The sequence below is a fragment of the Saprospiraceae bacterium genome (assembly GCA_016715965.1).
GTDB lineage: Bacteria > Bacteroidota > Bacteroidia > Chitinophagales > Saprospiraceae > Vicinibacter.
Map to the genome: position 1 here is coordinate 264,059 of JADJXG010000001.1, position 18,310 is coordinate 282,368.

At 39.1% G+C, this 18,310-nt stretch carries 13 protein-coding genes; 6 read left to right on the forward strand and 7 right to left on the reverse strand.

The window, feature by feature from the left end:
- Positions 1-92: 92 nt before the first annotated feature.
- Positions 93-5,168: an HYR domain-containing protein gene (locus IPM48_00985; GenBank protein MBK9270145.1), complete on the reverse strand. Its 5,076-nt coding sequence runs from the start codon at positions 5,166-5,168 to the stop codon at positions 93-95.
- Between the two features lie 314 nt (positions 5,169-5,482).
- Between IPM48_00985 and IPM48_00990 the strand changes: the two genes are divergently transcribed.
- From IPM48_00990 to IPM48_01005, 4 genes are all read left to right on the forward strand, one after another.
- The gene (locus IPM48_00990; protein MBK9270146.1) at positions 5,483-6,241 is read left to right on the forward strand and encodes a glycosyltransferase family 2 protein; all 759 of its coding nucleotides are present in this window, start codon (positions 5,483-5,485) and stop codon (positions 6,239-6,241) included.
- 158 nt (positions 6,242-6,399) lie between these two features.
- The gene (locus IPM48_00995; protein MBK9270147.1) at positions 6,400-7,260 is read left to right on the forward strand and encodes a UDP-2,3-diacylglucosamine diphosphatase; all 861 of its coding nucleotides are present in this window, start codon (positions 6,400-6,402) and stop codon (positions 7,258-7,260) included.
- Positions 7,226-8,248: a glycosyl transferase gene (locus tag IPM48_01000; protein MBK9270148.1), complete on the forward strand. Its 1,023-nt coding sequence runs from the start codon at positions 7,226-7,228 to the stop codon at positions 8,246-8,248. Before IPM48_00995 ends, IPM48_01000 begins: the two co-directional genes overlap by 35 nt.
- 44 nt (positions 8,249-8,292) lie before the next feature.
- Positions 8,293-8,655 carry a CoA-binding protein gene (locus IPM48_01005; protein MBK9270149.1) on the forward strand — a complete coding sequence of 121 codons (363 nt, stop codon included), beginning with the start codon at positions 8,293-8,295 and terminating at the stop codon, positions 8,653-8,655.
- Between the two features lie 58 nt (positions 8,656-8,713).
- On the opposite strand, the gene IPM48_01010 is transcribed toward IPM48_01005, so the two are convergent.
- The 5 genes from IPM48_01010 to IPM48_01030 form a co-directional block, all read right to left on the reverse strand.
- A complete protein-coding gene (locus IPM48_01010; GenBank protein MBK9270150.1) occupies positions 8,714-9,457 on the reverse strand; it encodes a hypothetical protein in 744 nt (247 codons plus the stop codon).
- A gap of 87 nt (positions 9,458-9,544) precedes the next feature.
- Positions 9,545-10,333, reverse strand: coding sequence for a TIGR00266 family protein (locus IPM48_01015; protein ID MBK9270151.1), 789 nt, complete (start codon positions 10,331-10,333; stop codon positions 9,545-9,547).
- A gap of 624 nt (positions 10,334-10,957) precedes the next feature.
- On the reverse strand, positions 10,958-13,636 hold the full coding sequence (locus IPM48_01020) for a TonB-dependent receptor (protein ID MBK9270152.1): 2,679 nt from the start codon (positions 13,634-13,636) through the stop codon (positions 10,958-10,960).
- On the reverse strand, positions 13,637-14,635 hold the full coding sequence (locus IPM48_01025; GenBank protein ID MBK9270153.1) for a FecR domain-containing protein: 999 nt from the start codon (positions 14,633-14,635) through the stop codon (positions 13,637-13,639).
- 46 nt (positions 14,636-14,681) lie between these two features.
- The gene (locus IPM48_01030; GenBank protein MBK9270154.1) at positions 14,682-15,248 is read right to left on the reverse strand and encodes a sigma-70 family RNA polymerase sigma factor; all 567 of its coding nucleotides are present in this window, start codon (positions 15,246-15,248) and stop codon (positions 14,682-14,684) included.
- Between the two features lie 127 nt (positions 15,249-15,375).
- Between IPM48_01030 and IPM48_01035 the strand changes: the two genes are divergently transcribed.
- Positions 15,376-16,284, forward strand: coding sequence for a hypothetical protein (locus IPM48_01035; GenBank protein MBK9270155.1), 909 nt, complete (start codon positions 15,376-15,378; stop codon positions 16,282-16,284).
- 113 nt (positions 16,285-16,397) lie between these two features.
- Positions 16,398-17,816, forward strand: coding sequence for an L-serine ammonia-lyase (locus IPM48_01040; GenBank protein ID MBK9270156.1), 1,419 nt, complete (start codon positions 16,398-16,400; stop codon positions 17,814-17,816).
- Positions 17,817-17,821: 5 nt separating this feature from the next.
- On the opposite strand, the gene trxA is transcribed toward IPM48_01040, so the two are convergent.
- Complete coding sequence (gene trxA / locus IPM48_01045; protein ID MBK9270157.1) at positions 17,822-18,136, reverse strand: thioredoxin; 315 nt, start codon at positions 18,134-18,136, stop codon at positions 17,822-17,824.
- Positions 18,137-18,310 lie beyond the last annotated feature (174 nt).

The following is an 18,310-nucleotide window of genomic DNA, read 5'->3' on the forward strand; positions in this document are numbered from 1 at the left end:
TAAAACAACTATATCGTACAAAAAATAAAAAAGCCCCTCCACTTCATTATGGAGAGGCTTGATCGTCTTTTCACACCTTGGTTAAAAGTGTATTATCGCTGTACAATAAATCTTTTCATAATGGCTGAGCCATCCGAATAATCCGACTTCAGATGATAAACTCCTTCCGGCCATGCCGACAAATTTAAAATCTCTGTTGCCGATTGCACCACCGGTTGATACCAGACCTGCTTACCGGTTGCATCATAGATAGCATAAGCGCTTGGAATTTGATTTCGAAATTCCAATTTAAGTTGATGGTCCGCTGGGTTTGGCATTAGAATGACTTCATTGGTAAATGAAATATCCGTTTGTGAAGTCCTGAATTCCGCATCTGTTTTTTCTGCTTCTTCTTCACATTTTGGAAAACAAGTCAATTCGGCAGGTTGAAATATGAAATTGCTCCTACCACCACCAGACAAGCCATTCAATGGTATTACCTCAATGCAATAATCTTCAATTTCACCATACAGCACATTGGTACAAGGATCCACCGGATAGTTACCAAATGCCATGGCAATTCGAATACGAACTTCCCTTCTGGAAGGAATATCTGGCACAATGATGTTTCCACAGACCTGTGTATTCCCAACTCCGTATAAAATGAGTTCACTTAAATTCTGGAAAACTCCATCGCCATTATAATCGATCCAGGCTTTCCAATACACGTTTTGTGGTTTGGATTTATATCCTGGTGTCAGACAGATTGCATAACTATTTCCTGCGCGAATGGCTCCGCAAGGCGCAGGATAATATTTATAACCACCATCGTCTCCCGAAATCTGGTTTATACCTGCAAATTCGACCTGCTTGATCCACATAATGCTGCTATTGATGGCGGTAACAGGACAATATCTGGTCACAGAATCACAATCAACTTTTAAATTAAAATGACAGGTATCGCTGCCTCCTTCTTTGCTCGCCACATAGCTAATCAAATAATTCCCACAATCTGCGATACTGCCTCGCTTTGGACCGGCGATCTGTGTAAGTTGATAACATGGGACTTCCATCACAAACTCTCTGGACTCAAGGCCATTCTGGTCATTCCATGTTCCGTCCGGAAACATCTCAATGTAATCATCAATTGGATTGAGTGCATTTGGCTGTCCAGGTTGCCAGTTGGTGTAAGAAAAAGGACTTCCATCGATCCATTCAAAGCGACCTTCGATTCTTCGATCAGTACCTCCAATCCAAGCCGTTTGACCCATGAGCTTACTGGCCACGAATTGATTTTCAAATTGATCTTCTATGACTGCCAGTTTTCCCCCATTCAATTCACTGATGGTTTTCGCTTGTTCCCAGGTCTCTGGTGAAAGCGAACAGAAGTAACGATTGCCATTGTATTCACCCATGTAAATAAATCCAGGGATATGACTGATACAAGGTGTGCAATATTGTACTTGGGGTAAATCCCAGCTTGTTACAGCTCCATTTAAAAAAGGGTTGGTGCGGTACACGGTAATGTCTGCCGGACATTCTACACTGATTTCTGTATTGATCACTGTAATATTGAATGAAACGGACTTTTCGTTGCCGCAAAGGTCTATCGCTCTGTAAGTAACGGTGAAGCTGCCGGGACCAGATCTAATTCCTTGTTGGTGGGATGACTCTACAATTTGCAATCCACATGGATCCGTAGCGATGGGTTCGGGCCAAGTAACCACCACTTCGCACTGACCTTTGGCATCAATGGTTAGATCTGCAGGTACATTTGTAAATTCAGGTAATTCGGTATCTTCCAAAATAATGTTTTGTACACATTCTGCATACAAGGAAGGTATCAATGGATCAATGGCTTTCCAGGTTCTTCGGATCACCATAGCACCCGTACATGGACCATTGCTCACAATGCTATCTACGAAACCAATGTCGGGATCTAAACAATATAAACTTCCAGCTATTCCGGATGGCAATCCTGTTACCTCCGGAGCAATAGAGCTACCCGGACAACCCTTGTAATCTGCTGGGCAGACAATGGACGGATTGGATCTACAGCATTCATCAGTTACTGTAATGGTAAACTGACAGATTGATTGATTACCGCAAGAATCGGTTGCGGTTAATGTCACTGTTGTAGTTCCTATTGGAAACTGGCTTCCTGAAGTATGGGAAGAACTAAGTGAAGTTGCACTGCATTGGTCATCCAATTTTGGGTCTTGCCAATAAGCATAAGCTACACAATTATATTCAGGTGTGATGGTCTGGTCAGGAGGACAATTCACAAACACCGGTGGACTGGCATCATCAAAAGAAATTATTTGCACGCAAGTGCTATGCAGGATGGGATTATTTGAATCGCGCGCTTGCCATGTTCTTTCGAGAACTTTGGTACAACCCTGATCCAATATTACAGAATCTGAATAACTCACGATAATATTACCGCATTTTGCATTGGATTGTTCCACAACGGGGTATCCTGTTACATCAGGATGGGTGCTCAAATTGATACAGCCTGAAAAATCCTGAGGACATCGAATAATGGGAGGCTTGTTGCAGCAATCCTCCTCTACTGTAATTGTAAATAAACATTCACTGGAATTGCCACATTCATCTTCTGCTGTAATTCTTACTGTGCTAACTCCCAATGGAAATCTTGTTCCAGAAGAATCTGAACTGAAAATGGTAACGGACGAACACTGATCGCTTGCCTGAATAGATGGCCAATGGACCGTTGCATAACAATCTGCTTCCGATTCGATGGTGATATCAGCAGGACATTTCAAATCTGGTGCTTCATTGTCATAGAAATCAATGAGCTGAATACAAGTAGAAATCAAGCTCTGGTTTGAAGGATCGCGGGCGACCCAATTTCTCCTGATTTGCAAAACACATCTCGTCAAATTTAAAGTATCATCTCTAAATTCAACAATTGGATCTAAGCATTTGGGGTTTGATTTTTCAACCCTTGGATAACCTGTTAAATCAGGATGGGTATTTCCGGGAGGACAAGACAAATAATAGGGTGGACAATGGATGACCGGAGGCTTGTTACAGCAATCTTCTATCACTGTAATGGTAAAACTGCAATTGCTCATGTTGCCGCATTCATCCTCTGCAACCACTGTAACTGTTGAAACTCCCAATGGAAATCTCGAACCACTGGAATCGGAGCTGGTTATAACCACCGATGAACAATGATCGCTTGCCTGAATGGTCGGCCAATGAACTGTGGCAAAACAATCTGCCTCTGAAACGATCGTGATATCGGCCGGACAGTGTATATCCGGTGCTTCATTGTCATAAAAATCGATGAGCTGAATACAGGTAGATATCAAACTGGAATTCGATGGGTCTCGAGCTACCCAGTTTCTTCTGATTTGCAAAACACATCTCGTCAAATTTAAAGTATCATCTCTGTATTCAACGATTGGATCCTGGCATTTTGGATGTGATTTTTCAACCCTTGGATACCCTGTAATATCAGGATGGGTATTTCCGGGAGGACAGGACAAATAATAGGGTGGACAGTGAATCACAGGAGGAAACTTGCAGCAATTTTCTGTAACAGTAATTGTAAACCTGCATACACTTTCATTACCACATGCATCTCTGGCCGTTACAACCACTGTTGTTGTTCCGATCGGAAACCTTGATCCTGAACTATGTGAAAGCGTCAGCTGCACTGAAGAACAATGATCGGATACTTGAATGTCTGGCCAATGCACAGTAGCAATACAATCTGCTTCAGGGTCCACTGTCACATTCGGAGGACAGGAAACCAATGGTGCAGTTTTGTCTTTACGTTCTATTCTTTGAATACAATTCGATACCAAATGTGGATCACCTGGATCTGTCGCCACCCATTTTCTGAATATCAACAAGTCACAGGTCTCTGCTCTTATGGTATCATCAACATAATGCAACAAAGGTGGAGGACAGGTAGGATCTGCTGATTTGGCCACAGCCAAACCTGTGATCAAAGGGTCCGCGGATCCAGGACAATCTGAATAATCTTTTGGACAATCCAAAATTGGCGGTTTGTTACAGCAATTTTTTACAACTGTAATGGTGAACGAACATCTCGATGAATTTTTACAAGAATCAACTGCTTCATAAACCACCGTATGAACTCCCACCGGAAATCGGTCTCCCGACTTACTTGAACTCGCTACGATTAAAAGTTTACAATGGTCTGAAACATGGGGTTCGTTCCAATGGACAGTTGCCATGCAATCAGGATCTGAGTTTACGGTAATATTGGGAGGACATACCAACAATGGTCTTTCTTTATCCTCCAGGGTAATTTTTTGTACCTTAATGCTTACAAAAAGTGGATTGTCTGGGTCAGTTGCTTTCCAGGTTCTTTCGATAACTAAGCTGCATCCTTGATTGAATATAATTTCATCTTCAAAGCTTAAAACAGGAGGTTTGCAATGCACCGTTTCTGCCCTGGCCACTGCCCTTCCAGTAACAGCGGAGTCTGTCGAAGTGCCGGGACATCCGACAAAATCATGTGGAATCTCTAATTTGGGAGGTTCATTGCAACAGACAGCCACCACCGTAACATTATAACTACAGGTACTGATATTGCCACAAGGATCAACCGCGGTAAATACAATTCTGGTTTCGCCTTCCTGCAAAAGACTACCATTTGGATGGGAAGAAGTCAAGCAAACATTTCCACAATGATCCGTCACTAGAGGTGTATGATAGTTGTACAAAACCACACATTTATCATTGGAATTCAAAGTCAGATTGGGAGGACAGTTGTGAAATACGGGTGCCACTTTATCCTCATAATAAAGATATTGAATGCAAAAATTTCTTACATTCGAATTGGTGGGATCTTCAGCAATCCAAATCCTTTGTATGGTCTTTTCATTGGGACAACTGCCAGGTGTTACACGGTCAGTATAACGGACAAGAGGCTGTTTGCAATTGACATGCCCGGGTTTCGCCTTGGCGCATCCAGTGGCATCAGGATTTTCGGTGGCACCTGGGCATAGTGTCAGGTCAGGAGGACAATCAATGATCGGCGGAGTCTCACAATCTACAAACTGCGCAACTTCTGACTGGAACCCCTTGCCAACAACAGTTGGTAAACTACTCTTAATCGTAATTGGCTGTGCATGACCATAAACAATTGACAAAGCCAACAAAATGGGAAGTATTAAAAATTTATTCATAACTAAAACTTAAATTCTACAAAGTCAAAAAATATCAGTGTAGAGTTCTGAGAGATTGGGGAGTCTTGAAAGTTTTAGAGTCGTAAAGGTAAATCATTCTTCACTACATAAATCCTAAATCCTATTAACCAATTGTAAGTATTTTACCTATCGAAAAATAAAAAAATGTTTGTTTTTTCTAATTTACAATTTTACATTATACATAAACCATTGTTGTCATTTTCGTAATGAAAAGAATACAACAATGTTTGAAATTAATTTATATTCAAAAATTACATATCTTTGATTCTAATATCACCAAAAAATAATTGTCTGTGTCCAAATTATCGGCGATTGTGATCACATACAACGAATCTATGCATATCAAAAAATGCATTGAATCTCTTTTGCCGGTGGCAGACGAAATTGTCGTGCTGGATTCCTATAGCACAGATGATACACCACAAATTTGTAAAAATCTTGGTGTTCGTTTTTATCAAAAAAAATTCGAAGGCTATGGACCTCAAAAACAAGCTGCCGCCAAATTGGCCCAATATAATCATATACTTTCCCTGGACGCAGATGAATGTTTGGATCCAGATTTGACAAATGCAATTTTACACGAAAAATCATTGGGCTTTAAGGATCTCTATCTCTTAAACCGAATTACCTGGTATGTTTCTGGTTGGGTAAAACACTGCGGGTGGTATCCGGATCTTAAAATCAGATTATGGAATACATCCAAAGCGGGTTGGACCGATGACAAACTGCATGAAACAATTATTGCAAAAAATAAAACGGAAAAGGTTCAAAAGCTTAATGGACATCTCTTGCATTTTAGCTATCTTTCGAAAGAAGAGCATTTCAAACAATTGGAACATTTTGCTTCAATCGCGGCCAGAGACCTTCAAGAAAAAGGAAAAAAAAGCAACATGGTAAATCTATATCTCAAACCTGTCTATAAATTTTTTTCCATCTATATTCTGAAAAAGGGATTCTTGGATGGTCACATTGGCTGGAACATCGCATGCAGATCAGCTTTTGGTGTAAAAAGAAAATATGAATTATTAAGAGAATTTGGAAAAGAGGATTAATTCCATTGCCGCAAATATTGAAAAAACCATCTTCTCAGCTCTACTATCACCAAAATAGATCCAACCTATTTTGAGGTAATACAAAATTAACAATAGCCGCACAATAAGTTAAAGGAGAGAACTGAACTTTGTACTTGAAGCTTGAATATTCCGAAAGGATGGGTATCAAAGAAAAACGAAAATTAGAATTGGTTGTTTTGAGTGACTTGCACCTGGGAACCTATGGATGTCGCTCGGAAGCCATTTATGAATACCTCCAAAGCATCGATCCTGAAACCATCATACTCAATGGTGATATCATCGATATTTGGGCCTTTGACAAAAACTATTTTCCTGAATACCATATCAGAGTAATCCAAAAATTACTGAAAATGGCAGCCAAAGGGTCTAAAATATTTTACCTACTTGGCAATCACGATGAAGCCATTAGACGATATGCTGATTTTGAATTGGGAAACATTAGAGTGTGCAACAAACTGGTACTCCATTTGAATGGCAAAAAAACTTGGATTTTTCATGGAGATATTTTTGACCTATCCATACAACATACCAAGTTCCTTGCCAAACTAGGTGGTAAAGCTTATGATTTTTTAATATTGCTGAATGCTTTCATCAACCAAATATGCGATTGGTTTGGTTGGGAAAAATTTTCGCTTTCGAAAAAAATAAAGGGAAGCATTAAACAGGCAGTTAAATACATTCAGGATTTCGAGACCACAGCCATTCAACATGCAGCAGATCAGGACTATGATCAAGTCATTTGTGGGCATTTGCACAATCCGGTCATTCGTACAGAAAGGATAAAAGGAAAAAATATCACCTATCTTAACAGTGGAGATTGGATCGAAAATTGTACGGCATTGGAATATCAAAACCAGGAATGGTGTTTGTACCGCCACCCAAATGTTTACCACAAAAAAAATTCATCTCCTACCCAAGTCGATTTTGCCCCCTCAGTCAAAATTCCAAATACTCAATCATTGTATGAAGATATTGTATTCGATTCAAGGTACAGGTAATGGCCATCTAAGTCGCGCCATTAGCATACATCCCTATTTATCAAAGTATGCAGCCGTCGATTACCTGATTAGTGGTTCCAACTTTTCTCTGAATGCTCCATTTGATTTCAGGTATCATTTGCAAGGTATAAGTTTTAAATACAATTCCAAAGGCGGTATTGACTACCTCAGCACCCTCCGAAATCTTGATTTAAAATCATTCCACAAAGAAATTGATCGTTCTCCGGTCGAAGATTACGATTTGGTCATCAATGATTTCGAACCAATAAGCGCTTGGGCATGCAACAGGAAAAATGTACCATGCATTGCAATGAGCCATCAGGCTTCATTTCTCTCTTCGAAAACTCCTATACCGGCCAATTCCATGGACATTGTTGCGCAAATGGTCTTAAAGAAATTCGCACCAGCCCATGATAAAATCGGCTTTCACTTCAAATCCTATGATCAGTTCATCTACACTCCGGTAATCAAAGACGCTATTAGAGAGGCAAATATCAGAATTGGTGATCATATTACTGTTTATCTTCCTTCGTTTGGGCTTTTCTATTTACGAAACCTGTTGAGTTCATTTACCAACTACCAATTTCAGGTTTTTCATGCCGAAGTCGAAGAAGACTTAAAATATAAAAACATTGAATTTAAAGGAATTTCGCAAATGAGTTTCAACGAAAGTCTTATAAATTGCAAAGCTGTTATTGCAAATGCAGGATTTGAAATTCCATCTGAGGCATTTTACTTAGGCAAACCAATGATTCTGATTCCTATTCAAAGACAATTTGAACAAATTTGCAATGCTACTGCAGCCAGTTTGCTAGGAGCTCAGGTGATTTTCAAATTGGGAGATTCATTTAGAAATCAACTAGAGCATGCACTTCAATTTCTCCACCCGATCAAGTTGAACTTCCCCTTACATTTTCACCTTTTCATAGAAGATGCCCTTGAAAAAGCCGATCGGATCCGAGCGAAAATAAGGGTAAAAACCATATAATATTCTGGCCAAAACAAGATTGGAATCCAAATGTTGCTTATGACATGGGTAAAAGAACATTGGTTTTAGGTGCCAGCGATAATCCCACAAGATTTGCATATTTGGCAATTAATATGTTGGCCGAATATCAACATGTGGTTTTTGCAATTGGGCAGAGAAATGCCATCGTTGGTCAAACGACAATCGAAAAGGAGAGGTCACTTATTAAAGAAATCGACACACTTACACTCTATATTAACCCTCAAAGACAACGAGATGAATATTCCTTTATCCTTGCTCTGAAACCCCGCAGAATTATAATGAATCCAGGTACAGAAAACGAAGAGTTAACAGCTCTTGCCAAGGCCCACGGAATTGAAGTCATTGAGGCTTGCACCTTGGTGATGTTGAGAAGTGGTCAATACTAAATATAAAAAAAGAACCATTTGATATTCTCAAATGGTTCTTTGGTATTTACTTAAAAGACTAATTAAAATTAAAGAGACTAGCCCTCTTGCTACAAGAAGTCCGTCCATAATATCCCAATGCCAAATTGGCCTCCAAAACAATAGACACAAATGCAGGATTGGTGCTCACCTCAGAACTTGCATGGGTTCTGTTTTGCTGACTTGGTGTTGGAAATGCATTTTCCTTACCCCTTCCATTTACCATATCGGTGAGGCTATATCCCAATCGGAACCCAGCCATCAAAGTAAAGGTTTCGTAATTTAAAATATATCCACCAATTCCAAAAATTCCTGAGTAGTATTTATCTATAAAATTTGCGGTGACTTCGCCATTAATGCTTCCTGGTCTTGAATCTTCATTCGTCACCTTTCGCAAAAATGAAATCTGAGGTCCCAACTCCAAATAAACTCCATCTTTCTGCATCCGATACAATATTGCAAGATCGCTATTCGACCACTTTAAGGTATGAATAAAACCCGGTGTGTTGTCATAAGCATAATCAAATTTTTGCTTGTTACCGGACAACATAAAATCCACAGTTATTCCATTAAAAAGTCCGAAAAAGAATCCAAACTTCCCCCCAAACCCATAACCTGAAGACAGATTATGTTCATAGACTCTATCGTCAAAAAGTTTGGTATTAATCAAGCCAGTCAATCCATAAGATGTTTTCAAGCCAACATCCCACCAGGCATATACTTTTTGACCATCAGCGTTAAAGAAAGTGGCCAATAAAACCAACAATAAAATAGTTTTTTTCATTTCAGAATTTATTTTTTCAATTAATAATTTACCATTTAAAATAGATTTAGTCTTGAATTTCTTCCATCAATATCGCATGAAATAATTCTATTCACCATCCAGAATATTTCCAAGGCCTCCCAAAATACTACCTTCTTCTCTTCGTCTGAAGCCTCCGTACTGCACAATTTTTCCTGCAAGACGGCTAATGGGTAAGGATTGAATCCAAACAGTGCCGGGACCTCTTAACAACGCATAAAAAAGTCCCTCACCACCAAACATCCAATTTTTAATTCCCCGGATAAATTCAATGTCAAAATCAATCTGACTGGTGTAAGCTACCACACAACCAGTATCAATTCTCAATATTTCTCCAATGCCCAACTCTTTCTTCGAAACATATCCACCTGCATGCACAAATACCATACCATCACCTTCCAGTTTCTGCATGATAAATCCCTCTCCACCAAAAATGCCTGTACCAAGTCTTTTTTGAAGTTCAATTCCGATGGAGACTCCACGCGCCGCACACAGAAAAGAATCCTTTTGGGCAATTATCTTTCCGTTGTACTGACTCAATGACAGTGGAATAATTTTACCGGTATAGGGTGCAGCAAAACTTACACGGGCCTTACCATTTCCTTCATTGGTATATGTCGTCATGAATAAGCTTTCACCAGTTAATAATCTTTTCCCGGCATTCATCATCTTTCCAAAAAAACCTCCCTGATTGTTATCGCTGCCGTCCCCAAATACTGTGGACATTTTGATACCATCCTCCATCATCAAAAATGCACCACTTTCCGCGATGGTGGTCTCTCCCGGATCCAATTCGATTTCTACATATTGAAGCTCTTCTCCGTAAAGCTTGAAGTCTATTTCGTCGTTCCTCATCATCAAACATGAATAAAAGACAAAAGTAAATCAAGTGCTCCAAATCACCAAAACATTAATGGAATTCATCTATAGAATAAGAATTGATAGAATTGATAATCAATTTGTTAAATTAATGTAATCCATGCATTATAAGTTATTAAAGCAGTACCTTATGACAGAAACACCTGGCCTTTGGAAATGCCTTTGGCCTCAGCATCTTGCTTTTAGATACAGCAAATATTTTCCTGACAGGCAGCCTGAGACCACTCCAGTTTACCGGACCAATCAATCCGATGAATGCCGTTATATACCATGATTTTTAATCAGCTACCAAATAATTCAAAGCCAATTGACAAAGAAGAGAAGTGCTACAATGCCTCAAATTCCTCGCTCAAATCCTTCAAACATTTGGCACAAAGAAGAATTATCAACCAGGAATCCTTACTCTTAGCGGTTGGATCGAAATGTCCTCCAATTTCATTTTGTTGTCTTTTAAAAATATTTCTCATTTTAAAAATCCTGGTTCAGATCCAATACCCCAAACATTCTTTAAACAAGAATAAGGTATAGCTCAAAGGAAAATTACATTCAATCCAACCACAAACCGTAAACAGAATCCGATCGCATCAACCTAGTTCTATTTACCTAAAAACTGTAGTTGATATAAAGATTGAGAGTCCTCCTGAGCAGGTTGACTTCGGATCCTGCAATCTTTATTTCAGGAGGCTGATTGGGACTTAAAGGATTGAAAACTGGAATTCTAAATACGTATTGGATATACTTCACATTTCTTCGATCTTCCAGATTTAAAATTCCAATTCCTGCCGTAAGTGCAGATTGATTCCAGCGGTAACTGTAATTTAAATCTAAGTCAAATCTAAAGTACATCGGCAAGACTTGTTGCACTTCATTGATGGATCTCACATTTCTCTCTCTGTCTCCCACCAAAAACAAATCAACATAAGGCTGTGGAGAACCATAAATATGATACAAATTCAAACTCCAGTTCTTATATGAAAAAGTCTGCGAAAATTTTAGTTGATGGGGTCTTACCAGAGCTTGACTGTAGGGATTTCCTTGATTAATTTGAGGAAACCGGACAGTTGAATTTATCCAGGACCACGAAGCATTGAGTTGGTAATATTTAAAGGCTCTAAAGACTGAAAAATCCATTCCATACGATTGACCCGTACCACTGTATATCACAGTTCTGGGTAAAGACGGCGGGCTTGTTGCAGGATCTTGTATAGTCAAAGGCACATTGTAAACCTGTTCAGCAACACCGTTCAATTTTTTAAAATAAAATTCCAGCACAAATTGCCACTTTCTCCAATCAATCATATTTTGAAGCTCCCATTGATCGCTAATTAGCACTTTAAAAGCTCTTTCATCGGCCTGTGTCCAAAAAGAAAATGGTCTTCCAAACCGATCTTCAAAATCAACTTGCCTTAAGTACTGATAATACTTTCCCCACCTTACCGATGATTTCCAATTCTTCAACCATCGGTACTCAATTTGAAGTCTTGGAGACGCGTCCAATAAATTTCTTCGGTCATATCTACTCAACCTGATGCCGGGACCTATATACAATCGTTCAAAGAATGAAAATTTGCCCTGGTAATAGGCGTTAAAATCATTGCCATTCCTTAAATGAACATTAAAGATAACATCCCGGTTAATGATATTTCTGAAGAGTGTACTGTCGTAATGATTCCATTCAAATCCAAGTTGATGATTGCTATTTTTTGCGGTATATTCATGATCAAAACGGAAATGGTACACGTTCATTTGATTGTTGAATAAAGTCAGATCTTGAATATTGCGCGTCCTGGGTGAGTCCAATCGAGATGTCGTTATAACACCAAGAATTTTTTGCTGATCGTCAAGACTGGAATTTGAAAAACTGATCCTACTTTGAAATCTACGCGACCATGCAAATTCAGATGAAAATGAATAAGCCCTGTTTATCCAACTTGCAGTATCGTTAAAATTTTCAACCACTCTTAAATTTCCGGAAACACTGGTGTTCTGGTAGTTGGTCACCACCTTGTCCACAGACCTAAAAAAAGAAGCTCCAATGCTCCACATTTTAAGTGGCCTTGCATTGAGTTTCAAATATACATCGTTGAATCTGAATTCAGGATTTGCAGGAACAAAGCGTTTTTGATCTCTTGAAATATTCAAAGCACTTGAATTGCCAGAATGAAGAAGATTTGCAAATGCATCTGAGTCTCCCAAATTGGTTGTCGAAGCCCTACCGGCGAATAAAACTTCAAGACGATTTTTTAAAATTGGGGCTTGAACAAACAGGTTGGAATTCAATAAGCCAATTTCAGATTTGACAGTTATTTTGCTTGCAATTGGCTGAGATTTCATACGAACCATTGAAGAGGTCCTTCCACCGTAGTTAGAAGGAAAATAGCTCTTGTATATCTCCACACTGTCCAGCATGAACGGATTTATATTGCTAAAAACTCCGAAAAAATGATCCACAGAGTAGAGAGTCAATTGATCCAATAAGATCAGGTTTTCTTCGGTGTTGCCCCCACGGATTTGCAACCCGGCGCTAAGGTCGTTGGCCCCATTCAATCCGCTCAATTGTTGAATGCTGCGGAGAGGGTCTCTAAACACGCTTGCTGTCAATAAATCTGTCTGTGTCAATTTTAAGCTTGGCGAATAAAAATTCGATGCATTTGAAGGATGCTGACTTTTAACATCTGTTATGGTGATAATTTCGAGCATTTCAATCTGAGGAATCAATTTAATTTCCACAAACTTTTTAACGATCGGAAGAGAAATTCTATTCAAATGATACCCCAAATAACGGAATTCAAGCCATTGATTTGTCTCCTGGGACTTATACTCAATTATAAACTGTCCCTTTTCGTCCGTACTGAACAATTGTCTGTCTGGCATTAATAGAACACTTACCCCAATCAAAGGCTCTTGGTTCCAATCATCCGTAACTATTCCAGAAATCCTGATATCCTTCCATTCTTTTTGCGGAGGGCTTGTTCCTGCCTCAGAGTCTTTAGTAAGGACAACCAAAAAATGCTCGTCATTTTGTTTGATCACATGGGCGATTTCCAAATCAGAAAGTGCCTTGACAAATCCATTGAGATCCTTTTGCAATAAGTTTAGTGGAGCCTTTGAAACATTGGTAGATTCAGCGTCAAAGGCAAAATGAACTTTGTATTGATTTTCAGCTTTGATCAAAAGATCGTGCAAACTTATGTACTTTGATTCTGACTGACCATAAATAGAAATGAGGAATGAGTTAAATACCAACCACAAGGAGGTACGAACTAAAAACAACCATTTCATCTATTCTTTACTTACAGTCAAACTGCCGTCCTTTAATTCAAATTTTAATTGCATGGGTACGCTGATTGATTGTATGGCCTCTTCCATATTTCGAATATTAAAGAAACCCGTATATCTCAGTTGCCCCATTTCCGGGCTTAAATTTATGGCTTTTATAGCATATTGTCGTTGGAATTCCTTCAACACCTCAACCAAGGCTGCATTTTCATAATAAATAACACCATCTTTCCAAAACTTTAATTCTACTGGATTGAAAGCCGCCTTGGTCTCGAAATTCTTCGATTCGCTGGTATTATAGTTGGTGACTTTTTCACCCGGTAATAAAACATGAACTTGATTGGATTGATGAAATTGAACGGATACTTTTCCAGAAAAACAATGCACTTCCATTTTTCCTTCGCGATCAAAAACATTAAACTCGGTACCCAGTACTTTTACTATACCAGAAGGAGATTGCACTTCAAAAGCTGTTCCTTTTTCTATGGAAAAAAAGGCTTCTCCTTCAAGCTTCAATATTCTGTTCTGCCTGAAAGAATTACCCTGATAGCTGACATTGCTTCCTGAATTTATCATCACCTTAGATCCATCCGGCAACGTCTTTTCAAGTTTCATGGCATACGGTGCATCCAATACAACTTCATTGGACGAAAGTATCAGATCACGGAATACAACAAATAAAAATAGGGAAGCTGCAGCAAGTGCCCACCAAATAGATTTACTTTTCCACTTTAGCAATTGCTTACCTTCTTGGGCATCCATACTTTGGTCGATCCGGTTCCAAAGTCGATCTTGAGCAGCCTTGTCATTTGCCAAATTTTCGAATTTAAAAAGACGAAGCATTTGGATGGCTTTATTGGCCTGATTTTCAAGTCCGGGATTTTCCACAAAAAGCTTTTTCCAGTCAGGTCCTGATGTGTCAGAAGGATCTTTTACCCAATCAACAAACTGCTGATCCTGTATCAGGTCTTCCCAGTTGTAATTTGAATAATCCTTCTTCATTTTTTCCTCTTCAAACTAAGTAAAGTTAAATCATTGCCTTTTGTACTCAAAAGCCTGCGATTAAACACAATAAAATTCCAAAATGCTCCTTCAAACGCAAAATTGCGGTCGAAATAAGGTTTCGCACGGATTGGTATTGAAGGTCCATGGTGCTGCATATCTGCTCATAATCAAGTCCTTCTGAGTATTTTAAGTAAATGGCTTCCTGTTGCCGCTTGGTCAACAAGCCCAATGCCGTTTTTAATTTAATCTGCATTTCGCGATCAGTCTCTCCTTGAATAAATGCCATTTCAAAATTGGCGGATTCATCTGCCTTGTCAAACTGATCTGTAAGTTCGTGATTTTTTGCATTTTTTTGACCCGCGGATTTTATGATCCTCCTTCTCAGTGATCCAATCAGATAGTTCTTAATACTATCCGTATCTCCAAGTGTGCCCCGCAAACGCCAAATATCTGTAAACAAATCATGAATGCAATCCTCTACCACATCGCGTGAAGGAGTTAAACGCAAACCATAATTCATTAGAGCACTGTAATACAAATTGTATATATCCCTAAGCGCTTCAGAATTCCCTTCTTTAAGAAGTTTCCAGTTATTCAAGTCCTCCTTCACAGGCCACAAAATTGATTCTTTTTAAACAAAATTTGAAATATTTTTTACTTTAAAGAGTACATTTTAGACCAATCCAGCTTTAATCTTTTGTATCTAACATTTTTAATCATCAGTTAAACGTAAAATTATGAAACCAGTAAGAAATTTTTTAGCCATCCTAAGTTTAGGGATTATCCTTGCAGGATTTTGGTCTTGCCAAAAAGACGAGAGCTTAACATCAAATGATGCATTGGCTTCCGGAGAAAACGAATTATTAACAACCACGCTTGCCTCAGATCCTGATGCGTCACAGAATCCTTGCTACAAAATTGTTTTTCCAGTGCAAGTGAAATTACTCGATGGTACCATCGTGAGTGTAGAAAATCAAGAAGAGTTGGACAAAATTTTGCGCAAAGCTTCTACCAATCCAAGAGCAGGCAGAGCACACATCGTTTTTCCCTATGACGTCATTCTGAAAAACGGAACTCAAGTCACCGTCCACAATCAAGGTGAGATTGAAAGAATTCTCAAGGGATGCAGAACAAGGGTAAATCCTGATCCAGGTGCACAACTTTGTTATACCCTGAGTTATCCATTGACCTATTTACTGAAAGATGGTTCTACGATCACCATTCAGAATAAAGAGGAACATGAAGCTTTCCTTAAAAGATGGGCTGCAAGTAACAGAGAGAGACCACAATTGACTTATCCATATAATGTGACCCTGAGAAATGGTGATGTTCTGACAATAGCCAATGACGAAGACTTTCGCAAACTTCAGGAATTGTGTAAAAGACACCGTAATCCGGTAGATCCAAAACCAACCCCATGTTTTGAATTGCAATTCCCTTTGAGCGTAAAGCTTCAAAATGGTGACATCATAATTGTAAATTCTCCGGAAGAATTAAACCGTTTGATGCAAAACAGACCTACCGCAGCCAATAGAAACTCAATCCAATTTCCTTATGATGTAAAATTGGTTAAAACAGGGGAAATTATTACCATTGAAAATGAAGAAGACTTAAAAACACTGCTTGAAAATTGTAAAATGAGATAAACGTCATTTTCTTCATTAGTCAGAATAAAGCCCGGGAATTATTACCGGGCTTTTTATTTTTAGCAAATGTAAAAAGTGCTACATAGCTTTGCAACCAAATATTCTATGAAAGAATGGAGAGAATAAGCGTTTTTGATATTTTTAAAATTGGCATTGGCCCTTCCAGTTCACATACCATGGGACCTTGGAAAGCTGCATTAGACTTCATCCAAATGCTTGGCCAAAAAAATATCTTTGACAAGGTCGAACAGGTAGAAGTAGAATTGTTTGGTTCACTTGCAAAAACTGGAGTGGGGCACGGGACTGATCTTGCGGTAGTTTTGGGATTATCGGGATATCATCCGGAAACAATCCCGGTTGAAAAAGCAGAATATACCTATAAAACTTTACATAATATTTCTCAGTTGAACTTGGGAGGTATCCGAACAATCCCATTCGACGCCAGGCAACATATTTTATTTCACAAAGACCAAAGTTTACCAAAACACGCCAATGCATTAATGTTTAGGGCATTCTTGAAAAATCAAACTTCGGTGAGTGATACTTATTATTCTGTGGGAGGAGGATTTATTGTAAAAGAAGGGAGTGAGGACTTGACAGAAATACGGCACATGCCTTATCCAATTGATTCCGCATTTGACGTTAAAAAATGGTGCTCCACATTGAATTACTCAATTTCCAGTTTGGTGATGCAAAACGAACTAGCATTGAAATCAGAAAATCAAATTCAACAAGATTTATTAAAAATTTATGAGGTGATGCTGGATTGTATTTATCAATCCTGTCAAAAAGAAGGAGAGCTTCCGGGAGGATTAAAGGTGCAGAGGAGGGCAAAAAATATTGCAGATCGCTTACTGGGAGGCAGGAAACCAAATGACGCAGAACAATTCTTTCAACTTATAAGAACGACACCAACTAATTTTACGGATACCCTCAATTGGCTAAGTTGCTTTGCTTTGGCAGTCAATGAAGAAAATGCAGCATTTGGGAGAATTGTCACCGCTCCGACCAACGGAGCAGCTGGCGTCATTCCGGCGGTCTTAATGTATCATATTTGCTTTAATCAAAACAAAGGTATTGAGGATGTTTATAAATTTCTTCTCACTGCCGGAGAGATTGGAAGTCTGTTTAAAAAAGGTGCAACCATTTCAGCCGCTATGGGTGGTTGCCAGGCAGAAATCGGTGTTTCTTCCGCAATGGCTGCTGCAGGTTTGACGGAAGTGCTTGGAGGTAATTACGAACAATGCCTGATGGCCTCAGAAATTGCCATGGAACACCATCTCGGCATGACCTGTGATCCGATTGGAGGGTTGGTGCAGGTACCTTGCATAGAGAGAAATACCATGGGTGCCATTAAAGCGGTAACAGCCGCTCAAATTGCATTGCAGTCAGATCCTTCCAAAGCATTGGTTTCACTAGATGCCGTTATCAAAACCATGAAAGAAACTGCTTTTGACATGAACCATAAATACAAAGAAACTGCAGATGGTGGTTTAGCCATCCACATTCCTGTCAATATTGTGGAATGTTAAGCAACTTAGTTCTTGGCCGGCTGCCGATGGTTTTGAACCAGTTTCTCTAATTCGGAAATAGAAGGGACTCCTGATTTCCTCCACACAATCTGGCCATTGTGAAATAACATTAATGTAGGTACAGATTGAATTCGATAGGCTTGTGATGCACTAGGATTTTTGTCCACATCGATCTTCAGTATCACAACATCATCACCCATTCTACTTTTTAATTCCTTTAAAACTGGGCCCATCATTTTACAGGGTCCGCACCATTCCGCAAAAAAATCAACCAACACCAACTTGTCTCCTTGGATGTACTCTGAAAAACTCTTTCCCATGATAGATATTTACCAATCAAAAACGCAAGACTTACCCGCAAAGTTCCAAACCTCTCCATTTGAAAGTCCAATTGTAACAAAGGTTACATAGGGTCATTCTGATCAAGTTCAAATTGGAAAATTCAATTTTTGAAAGGGTCTATATTGGATTGGGTTCTAAAAATTATTTATCTC

What these genes read in the sequence shown, in the direction of transcription:
- IPM48_01035 (MBK9270155.1), top strand. Translation starts at nt 15,376, where the DNA reads ATGAAACCAGTAAGAAATTTTTTAGCCATCCTAAGTTTAGGGATTATC.
- IPM48_01040 (MBK9270156.1), top strand. Translation starts at nt 16,398, where the DNA reads ATGGAGAGAATAAGCGTTTTTGATATTTTTAAAATTGGCATTGGCCCT.
- IPM48_00985 (MBK9270145.1), bottom strand. Translation starts at nt 5,168, where the DNA reads ATGAATAAATTTTTAATACTTCCCATTTTGTTGGCTTTGTCAATTGTT.
- IPM48_01025 (MBK9270153.1), bottom strand. Translation starts at nt 14,635, where the DNA reads ATGAAGAAGGATTATTCAAATTACAACTGGGAAGACCTGATACAGGAT.
- trxA (MBK9270157.1), bottom strand. Translation starts at nt 18,136, where the DNA reads ATGGGAAAGAGTTTTTCAGAGTACATCCAAGGAGACAAGTTGGTGTTG.
- IPM48_01010 (MBK9270150.1), bottom strand. Translation starts at nt 9,457, where the DNA reads ATGAAAAAAACTATTTTATTGTTGGTTTTATTGGCCACTTTCTTTAAC.
- IPM48_01015 (MBK9270151.1), bottom strand. Translation starts at nt 10,333, where the DNA reads ATGATGAGGAACGACGAAATAGACTTCAAGCTTTACGGAGAAGAGCTT.
- IPM48_01020 (MBK9270152.1), bottom strand. Translation starts at nt 13,636, where the DNA reads ATGAAATGGTTGTTTTTAGTTCGTACCTCCTTGTGGTTGGTATTTAAC.
- IPM48_01005 (MBK9270149.1), top strand. Translation starts at nt 8,293, where the DNA reads ATGGGTAAAAGAACATTGGTTTTAGGTGCCAGCGATAATCCCACAAGA.
- IPM48_00995 (MBK9270147.1), top strand. Translation starts at nt 6,400, where the DNA reads ATGGGTATCAAAGAAAAACGAAAATTAGAATTGGTTGTTTTGAGTGAC.
- IPM48_01000 (MBK9270148.1), top strand. Translation starts at nt 7,226, where the DNA reads ATGAAGATATTGTATTCGATTCAAGGTACAGGTAATGGCCATCTAAGT.